Source organism: Streptomyces sp. CRCS-T-1 (assembly GCF_024442335.1).
Taxonomy (GTDB): domain Bacteria; phylum Actinomycetota; class Actinomycetes; order Streptomycetales; family Streptomycetaceae; genus Streptomyces; species Streptomyces koelreuteriae.
Window position 1 is genome coordinate 5,079,185 of the sequence record NZ_CP101651.1, and the last position, 18,495, is coordinate 5,097,679.

The following is an 18,495-nucleotide window of genomic DNA, read 5'->3' on the forward strand; positions in this document are numbered from 1 at the left end:
CGTATCGTCGCAACGCGAGCGTAGGCCTTTCGAGCGTCGGAACGCAACCGTTTCGTCGTGACGCCCCTATGCTGTCGGCATGACGACGAACGCGAACGCCGACGAGCCGCCGCAGCCGCGTCCGGAGCCACGTCCGCGCCGCCGGGCCCCCGCGGGGGCGGCCGTGCTGCGGGAGGATGTGACGGACGCGATCCGGGCGGCCGTGTTCGAGGAGCTCGCGGCCGTCGGCTACGCGCGGATGTCCATCGAGGGGATCGCGCGCCGGGCGGGCGTCGGGAAGACGGCGGTGTACCGCCGCTGGCGCTCGAAGCTGCACCTCGTGCTCGACATCGTCTCGGCGCTCGCCGTGCAGGGCCTGCCCGCGCCGGACACCGGCTCCCTGGAGGGCGACCTGCGGCTGCTGTACGAGGTGACGTCCCGCGCCCTGCGCCACCCCGTCGCCTCGCAGATCATCCCCGACCTCCAGGCCGAGGCGGCCCGCAACGCCGAGATCGCCGAGGCCCTCCAGAAGGCCCTGCGCGAGGGCCAGGACGGCGTCGCCACCGGCATCGTCACAGCGGCGGAACGCCGCGGCGAACTCCGCGAGGGCCTCGACCACGACCTGGCCCTCGACCTGATCTCGGGCCCCCTCTACTGGCGCTCGGTGGTCATCCGCAACCCGAAACTGCCGCAGGGGTACCTGGGCTCACTGGCCCGGGCTACGGCGGGGGCGTTGCGGGCGCTGTGAGGGGGCCTGGCGGTAGGTAGTGCGGTTCAGCCCCGCCCCGCCTCCGGGTGCAGCCGGACCCAGCCCTCCCACGCCGACGTGATCATGTCCTGGACGTCGTGCCTGGCCTTCCAGGTCAGTTCTGTGGCCGCGCGGTCGGCGGAGGCGACGACGCGGGCCGGGTCGCCGGGGCGGCGGGGGGTGACCGTGGGGGGCAGGTCGTGGCCGGTGATCGTGTTGATGTGGTCGATCATCTCGCGGACGGAGACGCCCTCGCCCCGGCCGATGTTGAGCGTGAGGTCGCGGCCGGGGGCGGAGCGCAGGGCCCGGGCCGCCGCGACATGGGCCTCGGCCAGGTCGACGACGTGGATGTAGTCGCGTACGCAGGTGCCGTCCGGGGTCGCGTAGTCGTCGCCGAAGACGCGCGGCGGGGCGCCCTCCGTGAGCTTCTCGAAGACCATGGGCACGAGGTTGAAGACCCCGGTGTCCGCGAGTTCCGGGCTCGCCGCGCCGGCCACGTTGAAGTAGCGCAGGGACGCGGTCGACAGTCCGGTCGCCCGGCCCGTCGCGCGGACCAGCCACTCACCGGCCAGCTTCGTCTCGCCGTAGGGCGACATCGGCACGCAGGGCGTTTCCTCCGTGACCAGGTCCACGTCCGGCATGCCGTACACCGCCGCCGAGGAGGAGAACACGAAGGACGGCACCTTCGCCGCCGTCACCGCGTCCAGCAGGACCCGCAGGCCCTCCACGTTCTCCCGGTAGTAGTGCAGCGGCTGCTCGACGGACTCTCCCACCTGCTTCTTCGCCGCGAGATGGACGACGCCGGTGACCGAGTGATCCGTGAGGACGCGCGCGAGCAGCTCGCCGTCCAGCGTCGAGCCCTCCACCAGCGGCACCCCCTCGGGCACGCGCTCGGCGATGCCGGTGGACAGGTCGTCGTAGACCACCGCCCCTTCGCCCGCCGCCGTCATCGCCCGTACGACGTGTGCGCCGATGTAGCCGGCGCCGCCGGTGATCAACCAGGTCATGTGCGACCGTCCCCTCGTCAGTTGGCCCGTCGTCCATCCAGTGAAGCAGGCGGCCTTCAGTGAAGCAGGCGGCGCAGTCGCGCGCGTACGACGGACAGCACGCCACGCGCGCCGGGCGCGACCCGCAGCGCCAGCGCGCCGGAGTAGGTGGCGTACGGCTGCACGAGCACCACACCGTGCCGGGCGTTCGGAACGGCGCTGCGGCGCAGCAGACCCGCGCCCGCGAGCGCGTGCGCCGTGATCTCGCGGCTCGCACCGTCACGGAAGCGGACGCGCAGGCGCAGGTCCCAGGTGCCCGTACCGAGCGCGGCCAGCGCGGGGAGGTCGACCTCCGCCTCGGCCGACCAGCCGCCGGCGGCTTCCGCGAACCGGGTCGTGGCGCGGACGCCGACGTCCCCGTCGTCCCGGTGCCGCCACTCCACCTCCACGGCCTCCGGGCCCGCCCGCCCCACCCGGCCGTACAGCTCGTGCAGGCGCAGGCGCAGCCGGGCGCCCCGCGCGCGTGGCCGCAGCTCCGCGTCCACGGCGAGCGGCAGCGCCCGCACCGGCCGGGTCAGCAGGGGCTCCAGGGAGACCTGCGGGAGGTCCTCCGACCAGACGGGCGTGCCGTCGGCGCCACGGGCGTACGGCGGACACAGCCGGGCCGGACGCGCCGCCAGCTCCCGCAGCCGGGGCAGGTCGCGCGGCTCCGGGGACGCCAGGACGACCCGCCCGGCCAGCCGGCCCGGCGCGGCCGGGTTGCGCGCCCAGTCGTCGGCGTCGTACTCCGCGAGATGCGCCCGCGTCAGCTCCCACCACGCGCTCCGGTAGGCGGCGTCGCGCAACCCCAGCTCACGTACGTACATCCGCAGCTCGTGGTCGAGGAACTTGGCGCGTGCGGCCCGCGCGAGTTCCTTCTGCCCGGCGCCCAGCAGGATCTCGTACGCCTGCCGGCACGCCTCCGTCCTGGCCCGCCAGTTGTCGACGCCGGCCCGGTCCAGGGAGATCGACAGCCGCTCGGCGGACCGGCGCACATGCCAGACGTAGACCCGGTCCGGGATCAGGGCGATGCGCGGGGCGGCGGCCAGCACGCGCGCGGAGAACACGACGTCCTCGTACGGGAAGCGGCCCTCGGGGAAGCGGATGCGGTGCTCGCGCAGGAAGCCGGTGCGGTAGAGCTTGTTGACGCAGAGGGTGTCGTGGACGAGCTGCGGGCGCTGCGCGGGGCGCGGCACGGCGGCGTGCAGCGCGTAGAGACGCGCCTGCCAGGGCACTTCACGCCCCGACGGCAGCTCCCGGCGTACGCACAGACCGCCCACGACCTCGGCGTGCGCGCCCGTCGCGGCCCCGAGCAGCGCGTCGACCGCGCCGGGCGGCAGGACGTCGTCGCTGTCCAGGAACATCACGTACGGCGATGTCACCGCGTCGAGGCCGGTGTTGCGCGGGGTGCCGCAGCCGCCACTGTTGACCCGGCGGCGGATCACCCTCAGGCGGGGCTCCGAAGCGGCGAGCCGGTCGAGGAGCCCGGCGCTGCCGTCCGTCGAGCAGTCGTCGACGGCCACGACCTCGCGCACGGCCGGGCCCTGCGCGAGCGCCGAGCGCACGGCGTCCCTCACATGGGCGGCGTCGTCGTAGCCGATGACCACGACGGCGACCTGGGGGCGAGGCCTGTCGGCTTCCGGAGCGGCATTCATTACAACGGATCGTAAGTCGGATGAATGCCGCGAAAGCGATAAAACGCCCTATGGGGCTATGACTGTGACTGGGGCTACGACTGCGACGGTGACCGCTCGTCCCCCGGCACCTCCGAGAGCGCCGCCGCGTCCAGCGCCGACGTCAGCTCGTCGAGACGGGCCCGCAGAGCGCGGACCTCGGTCGCGTCGAAGCCCGTCGCGCCCGCGATCCGGCGCGGCACCCGGACCGCCCGCGTGCGCAGCGCCGTGCCCTCCTCGGTCAGCCGCACCTCCACCGACCGCTCGTCGCGCGCGCTGCGCTCCCGGCGCACGAGACCGGCCGCCTCCAGCCGCTTGAGCAGCGGCGACAGGGTGCCGGAGTCGAGGCGCAGATGCTCCCCGAGCTTCTTCACGGGCAGCTCGCCCTGCTCCCAGAGCACCAGCATCACCAGGTACTGCGGGTAGGTGAGCCCGAGGTCCTTGAGGATCACGCGGTAGACGCCGTTGAAGGCGCGGGAGGCCGCGTGCAGGGAGAAGCAGATCTGCTGGTCCAGGCGGAGCCAGTCGTCGTCCGGCGTGTTCATGGCTCCAGGGTAGCTCGGACCCGCGATTCAATTGCGCACAACTTAATTGTGTGCTCTAATCATGGCTGTCAGGCGGACCGGAAGCGGCCGCCGGAACGTGATGCGAGAGGGAGATTTCCATGGACGCGCTCTACACCGCTGTCGCCACCGCCACCCACGGCCGCGAGGGCCGCACCGTCAGCTCCGACGGCACGCTCGACCTCGCGCTGGGCATGCCCCAGGCGCTGGGCGGCAACGGCCAGGGCACCAACCCGGAGCAGCTCTTCGCCGCCGGTTACGCCGCCTGCTTCGGCAGCGCCCTCGGCCTCGTCGGCCGCGCGGCCAAGGTCGACGTCAGCGACGCCGCCGTGACCGCCGAGGTCTCCATCGGCAAGCAGGGCGAGGGCTTCGGCCTCGCCGTCACGCTCCGCGTCGAGCTGCCCGACAGCGTGGACGAGGCGACCGGCCGCAAGCTGGTCGAGCAGGCCCACCAGGTCTGCCCGTACTCCAACGCCACCCGCGGCAACATCGAGGTCGACCTCGTCATCGAGTAGGCACCGGCGCTCCATCCCCGACCCGCGCCAGCACCTCCCCCGTCTCCCTGCTCCACGCCACCACCACGGCCTCCTCGGGCAGCGGGTGCCGGGGCGTCAGCAGCAGCCAGCGCACGTGGTAGCGGCGGACGACGGCGGCACGCCCGGCGCGGGTCGAACCAGGGGCCAGATAGGCCCGCACGTCGGCCGCCCGGCGCTCCCGCTCCCGCTCGTCCAGGGCCGGGTCGGGCCGCACGGGTGCGACGAGGTTCGGCCCGTACCCGGCGAGGGACTGCCCGGCCCGGTACCCGTCGGTGATCACCACCTCGCCCGGCCCGATGTGCGCTGCCGCCCAGTCGTACGCCGGCCGGCGCACGGGCTGTGCGAACCCCACCGGGTCGACCGAGCGCGGCACGACAGCCCCGGCGTGCACGGTGACGAACCCGGCGCACACCCCGGCCGCCGCCACCCCGCCCAGCACCTTCCGGGCCCGCCGCCAGGGCCGGGGCGCCGCCAGCTCCACGGCCAGCGCGCACTGCGGCGGCAGCAGGACGGCCCACAGGGCAGCGGCGTACGCGAAGTGCCCGCTCAGCAGGCCGTACGCCACCAGCGGGCACTCCAGCAGGAACATCGGCACCAGCGGATCACGAAGAGACCCGCGCGCCCGCACCCACAGCGCGGGCAGCCCGAGCAGCGCCAGCCAGGAGCCGGCGAACATCTCCTCGTACAGCCGCAGGTCGCCCGCGTCCCCGCCCGTCCCGCTCACCGCATCCAGCACGTCGTAGTACGGCCACGCCACCGCGACCGCCCCGCAGACCACCCCGGTGAGCGCCCAGCGCGCCACGACCGGGCGGCGCCATCCGCGCTGCCGGGACGCCACGATCGCCACCGCGCCGATGAGCGCCGAGGTCGCGGTGACGGCATGGGTGAGCAGGATCAGCCCGTACAGGGCGCCGAGCCCCGCGTACCCCGCCCGGCCGCCGAGCCCGCTCGGACCGACGAACCGCACGGGGGCGTCCGCACGCGCACGCGTCGCCGTCCAGGCCCACGCCCAGAGCGTCAGCCCGATCGCGAGCGCGGAGGGATGGCCCAGGTTCGTCGTCATCGCCAGCAGATCGAGGTGACCGCTCCCCGGGATCCGCGCCGTGCCCCACAGCAGCGTCATGAACAGCAGGACCAGTACCGGCGCCCAGGGACGCGGCGTGAGGGTCCGCACGAAACGGCCGAGCCCCGTCAGCAGCACCAGCAGATGCACGGGCCCGGCGAGCTTCAGGACTCCCCAGCCGGACAGCCCCGTCAGCCGCGCCAGGGCGCCCTGCGCGACGGCGTACGGGCCGTAGTACGGACTGCCCTCGCCCGGCAGGTCGGCCATGGGGTGGGCCGGATGGAGCAGATCGGCCTGGAGCCGCTCCACCACCGCCGCGTGCAGCCCGGCGTCGCAGCACAGCGGCACCCGCCAGTACGCCAGCGTCATCACCAGCCAGAACAGGGCGCCGAAGAGCCGGTACGGGGTGAGACGGCCCATCGGCCCGCCGCGCAGCGCCGTCGCACCGCGCACGGTCCGCCGGACCAGGACCGAGGCGCTCACAGAGGTGGGGGCGGGCATGCGCCAGATGTTCCCGCCCCCGCGCGTGCCCTGACCCCGGGTCACCTCATCGGGTCAGTCGCAGAGCGCCCTCTCCGCCGTCGCGGGCCAGCGCGCGAACCGGAACCCCGTCCGCTCGACGGACCCCGTGAGGTTCCGCCAGAACCGCTCGGCGGTGAGCGGCGCCCGCACCGACTCCCTCAGTTCGGCCAGTTCGCCGCAGTCCAGCGCGGCCCGGGCCGCCACCACCGTCTCCAGGGAGGCCCCGGCCCGCAGCAGATCCCGCTCCGGCGGACGCTGTGCCGCCCACTCCGCGAAGACCCAGTGGTTGCGCAGGAACTTCTCGTGCCCGGGCCAGCTCCACCGCTCCAGCGCGAGATGCGCGCCGACGGGACTGGCCAGCCCCCAGGCGTCGTTGACGTAGGCGTCGAGCGACGCCGCGGCTCCCGTGACGCCGAGATGACGGCCCACGATCACCACGTGGTACCGGGAGTCCGGCCGCATCGGTGTGGTGTGCAGCCGCCGCCCGGCGTCGAAGTACAGCAGCGTCGGCCCGGGCGCCCGCACGGCCTGCGCGAGCATGCCGCGCGCCTCCGGCAGGGCGGGCCAGTTGGCCACCCAGGTGCCGGTGCGCACCGGGTTGTGGTCGCCGAGGGCCTCCACGTCGGAGCTGCGCACATTGAACGAGGCGGGCGTGCTCCGCACGTCGAACGGCGTCCGCAGCGGGCTGACCGCCGCGCACAGCCACACCAGCAGCAGCGCGCTCGCCACGCCGGTGAATCGGTTCGCCGGGACGACCAGCACCGGCAGGAGCAGCAGCAGAAGGGCGGGCAGGATCATGCGCGCGTGCATGTAGTCACCGCCGACACGGATGACGTACGCGGACAGCAGCAGGCCCGCGGCCAGCGGAGCCAGCACCACCGCGAGCGAGGTCCGCCCGGGGGCGCGGTACCGCCGCTCCCGGCGGGTGCGCCGCACCAGCAGCACGGCCAGCGCGCCGAGCACGGGGACGACCGGCCACAGCCAGTACGGCCCGAGCGTCTCCTGTACGTATCCGGCGCCCCGGCTCCAGTCGCTGGCGCTCGCCTCCTTGGCGATGGCGGGCAGCGGCACCAGGATCCCGTAGTACCCCGCCCGGAACACCTCGTACGCCAGCGGCAGCGCTCCCGCCGAGGCCAGCATCGCGGCGGTGCCCCGCCGGGAGGGGCGCAGCACCCACCACTGCGCCGCCAGGAAACACGCCGTGACCACCGCGAGATCGGGCCGGACCAGCGTCCCCAGCCCGAACACGAAGGCGGCCGTGTACACCGGCCGGGTCTCCTGCCCGCGCCGGGTGCGCGTCAGCAGCCACCACGACAGGCCGGTCCAGAAGGCGCCCAGGCCGCTCTCCAGACCCGAGGTCATGTACGACCAGAACGGCGGCACGGCCAGCAGCACGAACACCCCCGCCGGCAGCAGCAGCCTCGCGCCCCGGTGCAGCCGGCACGTGGCGTACAGGGCGAGCCCGAACCCGGCGGCGCTCAGCAGCAGCCCGAGCCCGACCGCGAGGAACGCGGGGTCCTCGCCGGTGACCCAGGCGGCGAGCGCCAGCAGCCACTGCCACAGGGTGCCGGTCGAACTCTCCGCCCGCTCTCCGACGTTGAACACGGGCCCGTTGCCCGCCAGGATCTGCCGGACCGGACGCAGATAGATCAGCCCGTCGTCGCAGATCCAGCGCCGTCGGTAGCCCAGCACGAACAGGGCCGCGGTGGGCACGGCGACCAGGGCCGCGTGCCACCAGTGCACCGGCCGCGGCCGCTGGGCGGCGGCCGGCGGCCGGGCCGAGGCGGCCCGCTGGCCGGGCAGGGAGGGGACGGCCTCGGGGGTGGCGGGTGTTCTCATCGCTCGACCAGCGCCTCGGACCTCGCACCGGCACCGGAGGTCCGGCGGGCCGCGGGCAGCGGCGCACCGCCCGCTTCGCCCAGCATCAGCAGGCGTACGACCCGCTCGGCCGCCTGCCCGTCCTCGAACTCGCAGTACCGCTCCCGGAAGCCCGCCCGCAGCCGCTCCGCCTCCCTGTCCTGCCAGGTGCCGGACGCGAACAGCCAGGCCAGCTCCCGGTAGGAGCGCGACACATGGCCCGGCGCGTCGGCCGTGATGTCGAAGTAGGCGCCCCGGCTGGCCGCGAACGCGCCCCAGTCGTCGGCGTGGACGACGATCGGCCGGTCCAGGAGGGCGTAGTCGAACATCAGGGCCGAGTAGTCGGTGACCAGCGCGTCGGAGGCGAGCAGCACGTCCTCGACATGCGGCTCGTCGGTCGCGTCCACGAGCACGCCCCGCCGGTGCAGCTCGGCCAGCCCCAGGCCGCGCGCCACACCCCCGGCCAGTGAGGGGTGCAGCCGGACGACGAGGGTGTGGCCGGGGCCGAGGTCCTCGGCGAACCGGGCCGGGTCGAACCGGTCGACATGGCCGCCCTTGCGGTAGTCGCGCCGGGTCGGCGCGTACAGCACGACGGTGTCACCGTCGGGGATGCCGAGCCGCTCGCGCACCTCCCGGCCCCGCTCCGGGTCCGCGCCGACCAGGGCGTCGTTGCGCGGGCTGCCGGTCCGCAGCGAGGTGAAGTGGCACGGGTAGGCCCGCTCCCAGGCCCGCTCGGCGTGCAGGCCCGCGACCAGGCTGTAGTCCCAGCGGTCGGCCCGGCGCAGCATCTGCGGAACGTCGAAGCCGTGCCGGGCACCCGGCTTGGTCAGCAGGTCGGCGCCCATGTACTTGAGCGGGGTGCCCTGGTGGGTGTGGATGTGGACGCTGCCGGGCCGCTTGGCCAGGGTGCCGGGCCAGTTGACGTTGTTCACCCAGTACGTGGCCCGTGCCATGACCTCGTGGTAGCGCCGCGAGCCCGGTGTCACATGGTCGATGCCGGGCGGCAGCGCGTCCACCGCGTCCTCCCGGACCACCCATACGCCCCGGATGTGCGGGGCGATCTCGCTGGCCTTGGCGTGGATCGCGGCCGGGTCGCCGGACACGCCCCGGTGGTGGGTCGCCGAGTAGACGGCGAGGTGCGGATCGAGCGGGCGCTTCGACTGGGCCGCGTACCAGGTGCGCAGAGCGGTCCCCGACGCCTTCCGCACCACCCGCCGCTTCCGGCCCAGGGCACTCGCGCGCAGGTCCCGCAGACGCCGCACCGCCGCGTACGAGGCGTAGGGCGCCGACGCCAGCAGCCGCGTCTCGACCCCGCGCCAGCCGTCCGGCTCCGGGAAGCCGCCCTCGGGGAGGTGCCGGCGGTGGAAGGAGCGGATCTCGCGGTAGAAGTCGCCCCGGTCCGCGGGCCGCACCCGGTCCTCGCGGGCCAGCACGAACAGCATGTGGTCCAGCGCCCGTTCCAGCAGCAGCGGGCGCGCCCAGTCGAGGTCGGGGCGCTGCTCCAGGAACGCGAACAGGCCCTCGTACTGCGGGAAGATCTCGAAGTGCCGCCGCCCCGGCGTCCTGGTGATCGCGCCCTGTCTGCGCTGCCGGTACTCGACGCCGATCCGGCCGAGGCAGGCGATACGGTCCGCCAGCACCATCGACCGGTAGGTGACCGGCGCGTCCTCGTACAGCCCCGCCGCGTACTCCAGGCCGTGCTCCTCGAGGAACGCGCGCCGGTAGGCCTTGTTCCAGGCGACCAGGAACAGCTTCAGGTACTGCGGGCTCTCCCGGACGCGGAAGGTCTCCGTGCCCGCCTCGGCCAGCAGGTCCGCCGAATCACTGCGCCCGCCCCGGCCCCACCAGTGGGTGCGCACATGGTCGAAGACCAGCATGTCCGGGTCGCCGGTCGTCTCCAGACGCGCCGCCACGGCGGCCAGCAGACCCGGCGTGCAGCGGTCGTCGCTGTCGAGGAACAGGACGTAGTCGCCGGCCGCCCGCTCCCGCCCGGCGTTGCGGGCCCGGCCGAGGCCCACGTTCTCGGGCAGGTGCAGCACCCGCACCCGGGCGTCGCGGGCGGCGTACTCGTCGAGGATCGCGCCGCTGCCGTCGGGGGAGCGGTCGTCCACGGCGATGACCTCGAAGTCGCCGTACGACTGGGTGAGCACCGAGTCGAGGCACTCGCGCAGGAAGCCCTGCACCTTGTAGACGGGGACGATGATGCTGAAGCGGGGCACTTCTTCGGTCAGCTCCTTACGAGGGTGGCGGCGGGGGCCGGGACGCGCTCCGCGAGCGGGGTCACGGGCGGGATCGACTCGGGCGGCTCCCCCAGCAGCACCCGGCGTACGACGCGCTCGGCGGCCCGCCCGTCGTCGAACTGGCAGAAGCGCTCCCGGAACGCGGCCCGCAGGGCCGTCGCCGACTCGTCCGCGTAACCGCCGTCGGTGAAGGCCGCCGCCAGCTCCTCGGGCGTACGGGCGACGCGGCCGGGCGGGCACTCCATCAGGTCGAAGTAGACGCCCCGCGTCTCCCGGTAGACGTCCCAGTCGTCGGCGTACACGACGATCGGCCGGTCCAGGTTGGCGTAGTCGAACATGATCGACGAGTAGTCGGTGATCAGCGCGTCGGCGGCCAGGCACACGTCCTCGGAGGACCGGTGCCCCGTGACGTCGATGATCCGGTCGCCGCTCCGGCCGGGCCCCCGGTCGTAGAAGTAGTGGGCGCGCAGCAGCACCACCCAGTCGTCGCCGATCGCCTCGCAGAACTCGGCCAGGTCCAGGCCGGACGAGAAGCCGGTGGCCCAGTCGCGGTGCGTGGGGGCGTAGAGGATCGCCTTCTTGCCCTCGGGGATCCCGAGTTCCTTGCGGACGCGGGCGACGTCCTCGGCGGACGCCGTGTAGTAGACGTCGTTGCGCGGATAGCCGTACTCGAGGGTCTCGTGCGCGCCGGGGAACGCCTTCTCCCACATCTCGGTGGAGTGCCGGTTGGACGTGAGGTTGTAGTCCCAGCGGTCCATCCGGGCCAGCAGCCTGGCGAAGCTCCCCGTCGCCGCCGCCACCACGGGATACGTCGCCTGGTCGGCGCCCATCGTCTTCAGCGGGGTGCCGTGCTGGGTCTGCAGATGCGTGCTGCCTGGGCGTTTGACCACGGCGTCCGCGAAGTTGGCGTTGTTGACCAGGTACCGGGCGCGGGCCAGGGCCTCCCAGTACTTCCGGCTGCCGATGACCGCGTACTCCACGTCCTTCGGCAGGCTCTGAACCGCGTCCGCCTCCACCAGGAACACCGAGCGCAGATGCGGGGCGAGCACGCGGGCCTTGGCGTGGATCGCGGCCGGGTTGCAGGCGTAGCCGCGGCCCCAGTACGCGCAGTACACGGCGAGGTTCCGATCGAGGGGGAGGCGCAGGTTCACCGCGTAGCGCAGCCGGGTGCGCAGCCCCCGGGGGCGCGGAAGCAGCGCGGCGGCGCGCAGCGCCCGCTGGTTGACGGCGCGCAGGGCGCGGAACGCCGGGTACGAACCGGCTGCCAGCAGCCGGTGCTGGACGCCGAGGCTGCCGCCGGGGGCCCGGTAGCCGGTGGGACGGTGCCGCCGGTAGAGCGCGCCCGCCCGGCGGAAGAAGGCACGGCGCCCGCCCGTCAGCCGCCGGGGGTGGGCGGCCGTCTTCAGCACGGCGGCGAAGAGCTGCGTGAACAGCGGCTCCAGCCGGTCCGCCGACAGCCCCTGCTCCCCGGCCCGGGTCAGCACCAGCTCGCTCTGGTCGAGCAGTTCGGCGTGGTGCTCGCCCGGAAGGTTCAGCCGGTTGCCCTGCCGGCGCAGCAGATGCCGGACGACGACCGCGCGCAGGGCCGCCACCCGCTCCGCCCGCAGGGCGACCAGGGCGCCGAACCCGACGTCGGTGAAGTGGCCGCCGGGGAAGGTGATGTCCCGCTCGGTGAGGAAGGCCCGGCGGTAGACCGCGCTCCACGCCGGGAGCGTCACGCCCGTCAGCTCCGGGGCCCGGTCGGGGGAGAAGACCCCGTCCGGTGTCCTGGCCAGCAGAGGTGCCGCCGGGTTGGTCGGCTCGCCCTCCCACCAGGGGGCGCGCTCGTGCTCGAAGTACAGCGCGTCCACGTCGCCCACCGCGCTCAGCCGGGCGTCCAGCGCCGCCAGTGCCCCCGGGACCAGGACGTCGTCGCCGTCGAGGAACAGCACATGGCCCCCGACGGCCGCCCGCAGCCCGGTGTTGCGCGCCCCGGCCAGCCCGGCCGACGGCGGGGAGTGCACCGGCGTCACCCGGCAGTCCCGCTCGGCGTACCCGGCGACGACGTCGGCCGCCGGTGCGTCGGGTGCGTCGCACACCGGGATCAGCTCGAAGTCGCCGAACGACTGGGCGAGGACCGAGTCCAGCGCCAGGGACAGCCGGCCCGCGACCCCATGGGACGGGACGACGATGCTGAAGCGGGGCATTCTGCTCTTTCTGTAGAGGGCTTCGAGCGCTTCGAGGGGTTTCGGGGATCTTCGAGGCTCTTCAGAGGTGGTCGGTGACGTTTGGGGGACCGGCCGGCCGCGGCACCGTGGTGAGCGGCTCGCGCGTCAGCGAGGCCGCCGCCGACGGCACCGGACGGCGCTCGTCGAGCGGGACGACCGGCGGCAGCTCCGACTCCCCGAGAACGACACGGCGGACGACCCGCTCGGCGGCCCGTCCGTCGTCGTAGGCGCAGAACCGCTCGCGGAACGCCGCGCGGAGCTGGGTCGAGCGGGAGCCCCGCCAGTGGCCGGTGGCGAAGATGTCGATCAGCTCGTCCTCACCGCGCGCGAGGGCGCCCGGCGGGGAGGCCCGCAGGTCGAAGTAGGTGCCGCGGGCGGCCTCGTACGCCTCCCAGTCGTCGGCGTGGATCACGATCGGCCGGTCCAGGTTGGCGTAGTCGAACATCAGCGACGAGTAGTCCGTGACCAGGGCGTCCGAGGCCAGACAGAGCGACTCCACGCTCGGATGGTCGCTGACGTCGACGACCCGGCCGCGGGTGGTGGCCAGCGGGGCGCCGTAGGCGTGGTGGGCGCGGGCCAGGACGATGAAGCGCGGGCCGAGGCGGCGCACGATCCGCTGGAGGTCGAGCGTGCGGTGCTGGGAGCGGCGGTAGTCGCGGTGGGTCGGCGCGTAGAGGATCGCCACCGTGCCCTCCGGGATGCCCAGCGAGGCGCGCAGCCGGGCCACGTCCGCCTCGGTCGCCGTCCGGAACACGTCGTTGCGCGGGTAGCCGTACTCCAGCGTGGTGTAGCGGCCGGGGTGGACGCGCTCCTGGGTCAGGGTGGTGTGGCGGTTGGCGGACAGCACGTAGTCCCACTGGTCGACGCCCTTGAGCAGTCGGCCGAAGTCCCGGCCGCGGGCCGCCGCCGGGCGTTCCTGGAGGTCCAGGCCGATGTGCCCCAGCGGGGTGCCCTGCCCGGTCTGGATCAGGACCTGGCCCCGGCGCTTGACCAGGCGGTCGTCGAAGTCGGTGTTGCTGACCAGGTACCGGGAGCGGGCGAGCGCCGTCCAGTAGGCGGCGGAGCCGGGGACGAGGCAGCGCGGGCCGGGCGGACTGGCGTGGTGGTGCTCCGGACGGGCGATCCACGCCGTGCGGATGTGCGGCGCGAGGTCGCGGATCGTGGACTCCAGCGCGCCCGGGTTGCAGCCGTGGCCGCGGCCGTCGTAGGCGGCGAAGACGGCCCGGTCGCGCACCGGCAGACGGCGCTGGACGCCGTAGTGGACCCGGAGCGCGGCGGTCCGCAGACCGCGCAGCAGCATGCCGGAGGTCCGGGCGGCGGCGCGGTGCAGGGCCGCCGTCAGATGCAGCGTGCGGTAGGTGCGGTGCAGGCCGAAGCGGATCAGGGTGTGGTGCACCCGGGCGCGCAGGGGCGCGGACGGGCAGGGGGTGCGGTAGCGGCGGTGGTGGGCGCGGGCCCGGCGCAGGAAGTCCGCCCGTGAGCCGCGCGGCAGCCGGTCCGGCCGGGAGTACACGATCGCCAGATGGTTGATCATGCGGCGGAACAGCGCCGGCCGCCACCGGTTCAGTTCGGGGCGCTCGTCGAGATACGCGAACACCCGGTCGTACTGGTCGAAGACGTCGAAGTGCCGCTCACTGGTGGTGCGCAGGATGCTGCCCATGCGCCGCTGCCGGTAGTGCACACAGACGCGGTCGAGGGTCGCGATCGACTCGGCCGTCATCAGCACCGGGTACGTCCACGGCGTGTCCTCGTAGTAGCCGGGCGGGAAGGCGAACCCCTTCTCCTCGAGGAACTCCCGCCGGTAGGCCTTGTTCCAGGCGACCATCAGCAGCTTCAGCAGGCCCGGCCGGTCCTCCAGGCGGAAGGGGGCCGGGCCCTCCTCGCTGAGCTGCAGGGCCGCCTGGTTGCGGACCGCCTCGCCCGTCCAGTGGGTGCGCGCGTAGTCGAAGACCAGGACGTCCGGCTCGCCGGTCTCCTTCAGCCGGTCGGCGATGGAGCGCAGCGCGTCGGGCGTGAGGGTGTCGTCGCTGTCGAGGAACAGCAGGTAGTCGCCGCTGGCGCGCGCCACTCCGGCGTTGCGGGCGGGGCCCAGGCCGACGTTCTCCGGCAGATGGACGGGCTGTACACGCGCGTCGCGGGCGGCGAACTCGTCGATGATCGCGCCGCACGCGTCCGGCGAGCAGTCGTCGACGACGATCAGTTCCAGATCGGGACAGGACTGGGAGAGCACCGACTCCAGGCACTCGTGCAGGTACGCCTGAACCTGGTACGCGGGGACAATGACACTGAACCTGGGCAAGAGGCATCCATCGGTCGGCGCGGGCGTTCGGCCCGGGAACGGCCGGGAGGGCCACTTGGTTACGGCGGCTACGTCATCCGGGGGAATCCCGAAGGGGCGGACCGTCACCGGCCCGCCCCTCCAACTCCCTTGTTCTGACGCCTACTTGACCGCTCCAGCCATCACGCCGGACACGAACTGCCGCTGGAACGCGAAGAAGACGGCCAGCGGGATCACCATGGAGATGAACGCGCCGGGTGCCAGCACATCGATGTTGTTGCCGAACTGCCGTACCTGCGTCTGCAGCGCGACCGTGATCGGCTGGCTCCCGGAGTCCGAGAAGATCAGCGCGACCAGCAGGTCGTTCCACACCCACAGGAACTGGAAGATGCCGAGGGCGGCGATCGCCGGGCCGCCGAGCGGCATCACGACACGGAAGAACAGGCGCAGTTCACCCGCCCCGTCCAGGCGCGCCGCCTCCAGCAGCTCCCTCGGGATCTCGGCGAAGAAGTTCCGCAGCAGGAACACCGCGAACGGCAGACCGAAGCCGACGTGGAAGAGCACCACGCCGAGCACCGAGCCGAAGATGCCGATGTTGCCGAAGAGTTCGGCGATCGGGATCAGCGCGACCTGCACCGGTACGACCAACAGGCCGACCACACCGAGGAACCACCAGTCCCGGCCCGGGAACTCCATCCACGCGAAGGCATAGCCCGCCAGCGAGCCGATGATCACCACCAGCAGGGTCGCCGGGACGGTGATCCACACCGTGTTCAGCAGGGAACCGGTGATGTCGTCGTTCTCCAGCAGTTTCGCGTAGCTGTCGAAGGTGATCTGCGAGGGCTCCGTGAACACCTTCCACCAGCCGCTCGCCGCGATGTCCTCCGGCGAGCGGAGACTGGCCAGCAGCAGACCGAGCGTCGGCACCAGCCAGAACAGGCCGACCAGGATGAGGAACACCCTCACCAGCCCCCCGCTGACGCCCTCGGCGAGCCGGGACCCCAGCGACTGCTTCGCCTTCATCGCCGCACCTCCCGCCGCAGCCGCCGTACGTTGAACCACATCACCGGGATCACCAGGAGCAGCAGGAACACCGAGATGGCGCTCGCGACGCCCGGCTGGTCCTCGGAGAAGCCCTTGCGGTACAGCTCCAGGGCCAGGACGTTCGCGTCGTCCTGGGAGGAGCCGGGGGCGATGATGAAGACCAGGTCGAAGACCTTCAGCACATTGATCATCAGGGTGACGGTGACGACCGCGAGGACCGGCGCCAGCAGCGGCACCGTGACCCGTCTGAACACCTGCCACTCGCTCGCGCCGTCGACCCGGGCCGCCTCCAGCAGCTCCCGGGGCACACTCGCGAGCCCGGCCGCGATCAGCACCATCGCGAAGCCCGCCCACATCCAGATGTACGAGCCGATGATGGACGGGGTGACCAGGGACGGGCCGAGCCAGTCCAGGCCGTTGTAGGGCTCCTTGAAGTTGCTTGCGGGGAGTTTCAGTTGGGCCCCGTCGGCCGAGGCCGGCAGCGTGAAGGTGCCGTCACCGGCCGCCGTCGCCGAGGCCACGACCCTGCCGTCCTTCACCGCCTCGATCCTCATGCCGGCGTAGCCCAGTTCGGCCGCGTCGACCCCGCCCAGGGTGCCCACGCCCTTGCCCCGCGTGAAGTCCTGCCAGGTCGTGCCGGTGACCTTGTCCGGCTCGGGTTTCGGCGCCACGGCGGCCTTCGCGCCGTCGGGCATCAGATCGGGCGCCACACCCACCAGGGGCAGCGAGACGGGCTCGCCCGCGCGGACGGGCGACTTGGTGATGAACGCGCCGCCGCCGGCCGGCTCCAGCGGCGACTGCCGGCCCGGATGGGCCTTCGGGAACGCCGACGCCTGCGCGAACGTGTCGTGCACGCCCACCCACACCGCGTTCGCCACGCCCTTGTCCGGATCCTGGTCGTACACCAGGCGGAAGATGATGCCCGCCGCCAGCATCGAGATCGCCATCGGCATGAAGACGACCAGCTTGAACGCCGTACCCCAGCGCACCCGTTCGGTCAGCACCGCGAAGACCAGGCCGAGCGCCGTCGCGACCGTCGGCGCGAACACCACCCAGAACACGTTGTTCTTCAGCGCGGTGCGGATGCCGTCGTCGGTGAAGAGAGCCTTGTAGTTGTCCATCCCGGCGAAGCTCTCGCCGGGCTGGTCGTAGAAGCTGCGTACGACCGAGTACCCGATCGGGTACACCACGAGCGCGCCGAGCAGGACGAGCGCGGGCAGCAGGAACAGCGCCACGACGGTCCTGCGGGTGCCGGTCACACTCTTGCGCGTCTTGGGAGCGGCAGGGGGCTTGCCGCCCCCTGCCGCCGTGGCCGACGTCATGACATCAGTCCCCGTAGGCCGCGGCCGCTTCGGCCTCCAGCTTCGCCTGCGTACCCGCGATGTCCTTCGGGTTCTTCAGGAAGTCCTGGAGGATCTTCCACTCGCCCTTGCCGGGCGTGCCGCCGAAGGCCTGCGGGGCCTGGTCGGACATGTCGAAGCGGAAGTCGTCCCCGGCGCCGATGAGCGCCTTGGCGATCTTCTGCTGCACCGCGTTCGGGTACGCGGAGTTCGGCACGTTCTTGTTCGGCGAGAGGTAGCCGCCCAGCTTGGCCTGGATCTCGGCCGCGTCGGGTGAGGCGAGCCAGGTGGCCAGGGCCTGCGAGCCCTTCGAGTCCTCCAGGATCACGGCCGCGTCGCCGCCCGAGACCACCGGTCCGTTGTCACCGACCGCCGGGAACGGGAACACCTTCGCGTCCGTGCCGATCTTCATGTTCGAGGGGATGTTGACCTGAGCGAAGTCGCCCGCGGCGACCATGGCGGCCTTGGGCTGGTCCCCGCCGGTGAAGACCTGCGTGACGGAGGCCGGGAAGTCGGTCTGCAACGCCCCGTTCGCCCCGCCCGCGATGTAGTCCGGCTTGCCCCAGACCTGCGCGAGCGTGGTCAGCGCGTCCTTCACGGACGGGTCCGTCCACTTGATCTCGTGCTGGGCGAGCTGGTCGTACTTCTCCGGGCCCGCCTGGGAGAGGTAGACGTTCTCGAACCAGTCGGTCAGCGTCCAGCCCTCGGCGCCGCCGACGGAGAACGGGGTGACGCCGGAGTCGTAGACCGTCTGCGCGGTGTTGAGCAGATCCGGCCAGGTCTCGGGCTCACTGGCCCCCGCGTTCTCGAAGACCTGGTTGTTGTACCAGATCAGGGACTTGTTGGCGGCCTTGTAGTAGACGCCGTAGCTCTTGCCGCCCACCTTGCCGATGTCCTGCCAGCCCTGCGAGTAGTTCTCGCCGAGCTCCTTCAGGGCGTCGGAGCCCAGCGGCTTGGCCCAGCCCCGGTCGACGGCCTGCTTGATGGCGCCCGGCTGCGGCAGCATCACGACGTCCGGCGGCTGCCCGCCGGCCACCTTCGAACCGATGAAGTTGATGATCGGGTCCTGGGCGGGCACGAACGTGACCGTGGCGCCCGTGCGCTTCTCGAACTCCGCCAGGACCTTCTTGAAGTTGGCCTGTTCGGTACCGGTCCAGACGGCGGCGATCTCCAGGTTCGTCCCGTCCAGCTTCGGCAGGGTGACGTTGTCGGCGGTCTCCTCGGCGGTGCCCTGGCTTCCGCCGCCGCTGTCGCTGTCGCCTCCGCAGGCGGTGAGCGAGAGCGCGAGGGCTCCCGCGGCGACGGCCGCCGCGGCCTTGGCGGCTCTGCGGTGCTGGGGGGTCGCCTTGTCCCGCTTGGGCGACCAGCGTGTCCGGATGGTGCTGCTCGTCATGCGCATGACTGCCCCGTTCTTCGTTCC

Annotated in this window: 13 protein-coding genes; 2 read left to right on the forward strand and 11 right to left on the reverse strand. The window is 72.9% G+C overall.

What is annotated here, in order from left to right:
• The first annotated feature begins 79 nt into the window (after window positions 1-79).
• Window positions 80-727 carry a TetR/AcrR family transcriptional regulator gene (locus tag NNW99_RS23090; protein WP_215121041.1) on the forward strand — a complete coding sequence of 216 codons (648 nt, stop codon included), beginning with the start codon at window positions 80-82 and terminating at the stop codon, window positions 725-727.
• A 26-nt stretch (window positions 728-753) separates the two neighbouring features.
• Here the strand turns inward: NNW99_RS23090 and galE are convergent, their stop codons facing one another.
• The 3 genes from galE to NNW99_RS23105 all read right to left on the reverse strand — a co-directional run bounded on the left by galE (window position 754) and on the right by NNW99_RS23105 (window position 3,970).
• Entirely contained in the window at window positions 754-1,734 is a 981-nt protein-coding gene (gene galE / locus NNW99_RS23095; RefSeq protein ID WP_215121042.1) for a UDP-glucose 4-epimerase GalE, read from the reverse strand.
• Between the two features lie 56 nt (window positions 1,735-1,790).
• Window positions 1,791-3,407, reverse strand: a complete 1,617-nt coding sequence (locus NNW99_RS23100; protein WP_215121043.1) for a glycosyltransferase family 2 protein — start codon at window positions 3,405-3,407, stop codon at window positions 1,791-1,793.
• Window positions 3,408-3,481: 74 nt separating this feature from the next.
• A complete protein-coding gene (locus NNW99_RS23105) occupies window positions 3,482-3,970 on the reverse strand; it encodes a MarR family winged helix-turn-helix transcriptional regulator (protein ID WP_215121044.1) in 489 nt (162 codons plus the stop codon).
• A 119-nt stretch (window positions 3,971-4,089) separates the two neighbouring features.
• Here NNW99_RS23105 and NNW99_RS23110 point away from each other — a divergent pair, with 119 nt between their 5' ends.
• Complete coding sequence (locus tag NNW99_RS23110) at window positions 4,090-4,503, forward strand: organic hydroperoxide resistance protein (RefSeq protein WP_215121045.1); 414 nt, start codon at window positions 4,090-4,092, stop codon at window positions 4,501-4,503.
• Here NNW99_RS23110 and NNW99_RS23115 read toward each other — a convergent pair.
• The 8 genes from NNW99_RS23115 to NNW99_RS23150 all read right to left on the reverse strand — a co-directional run bounded on the left by NNW99_RS23115 (window position 4,493) and on the right by NNW99_RS23150 (window position 18,474).
• Entirely contained in the window at window positions 4,493-6,070 is a 1,578-nt protein-coding gene (locus NNW99_RS23115) for a hypothetical protein (RefSeq protein ID WP_215124417.1), read from the reverse strand. The genes NNW99_RS23110 and NNW99_RS23115 overlap by 11 nt on opposite strands.
• A gap of 72 nt (window positions 6,071-6,142) precedes the next feature.
• Window positions 6,143-7,948, reverse strand: a complete 1,806-nt coding sequence (locus NNW99_RS23120) for a hypothetical protein (protein WP_215121046.1) — start codon at window positions 7,946-7,948, stop codon at window positions 6,143-6,145.
• Window positions 7,945-10,185, reverse strand: a complete 2,241-nt coding sequence (locus tag NNW99_RS23125; RefSeq protein ID WP_215121047.1) for a bifunctional glycosyltransferase family 2 protein/CDP-glycerol:glycerophosphate glycerophosphotransferase — start codon at window positions 10,183-10,185, stop codon at window positions 7,945-7,947. Before NNW99_RS23125 ends, NNW99_RS23120 begins: the two co-directional genes overlap by 4 nt.
• 8 nt (window positions 10,186-10,193) lie before the next feature.
• Window positions 10,194-12,392 (reverse strand): CDP-glycerol glycerophosphotransferase family protein, encoded by a 2,199-nt coding sequence (locus NNW99_RS23130; protein WP_215121048.1) that lies wholly within the window; start codon window positions 12,390-12,392, stop codon window positions 10,194-10,196.
• 61 nt (window positions 12,393-12,453) lie between these two features.
• Complete coding sequence (locus tag NNW99_RS23135) at window positions 12,454-14,712, reverse strand: bifunctional glycosyltransferase family 2 protein/CDP-glycerol:glycerophosphate glycerophosphotransferase (protein WP_215121049.1); 2,259 nt, start codon at window positions 14,710-14,712, stop codon at window positions 12,454-12,456.
• A gap of 141 nt (window positions 14,713-14,853) precedes the next feature.
• Window positions 14,854-15,714 carry a carbohydrate ABC transporter permease gene (locus tag NNW99_RS23140; RefSeq protein ID WP_215121050.1) on the reverse strand — a complete coding sequence of 287 codons (861 nt, stop codon included), beginning with the start codon at window positions 15,712-15,714 and terminating at the stop codon, window positions 14,854-14,856.
• A complete protein-coding gene (locus NNW99_RS23145) occupies window positions 15,711-17,057 on the reverse strand; it encodes a carbohydrate ABC transporter permease (protein WP_251057909.1) in 1,347 nt (448 codons plus the stop codon). The genes NNW99_RS23140 and NNW99_RS23145 overlap by 4 nt, the downstream gene beginning before the upstream one ends.
• A 4-nt stretch (window positions 17,058-17,061) precedes the next feature.
• Window positions 17,062-18,474 carry an ABC transporter substrate-binding protein gene (locus NNW99_RS23150; protein WP_215121051.1) on the reverse strand — a complete coding sequence of 471 codons (1,413 nt, stop codon included), beginning with the start codon at window positions 18,472-18,474 and terminating at the stop codon, window positions 17,062-17,064.
• Window positions 18,475-18,495: the final 21 nt, after the last annotated feature.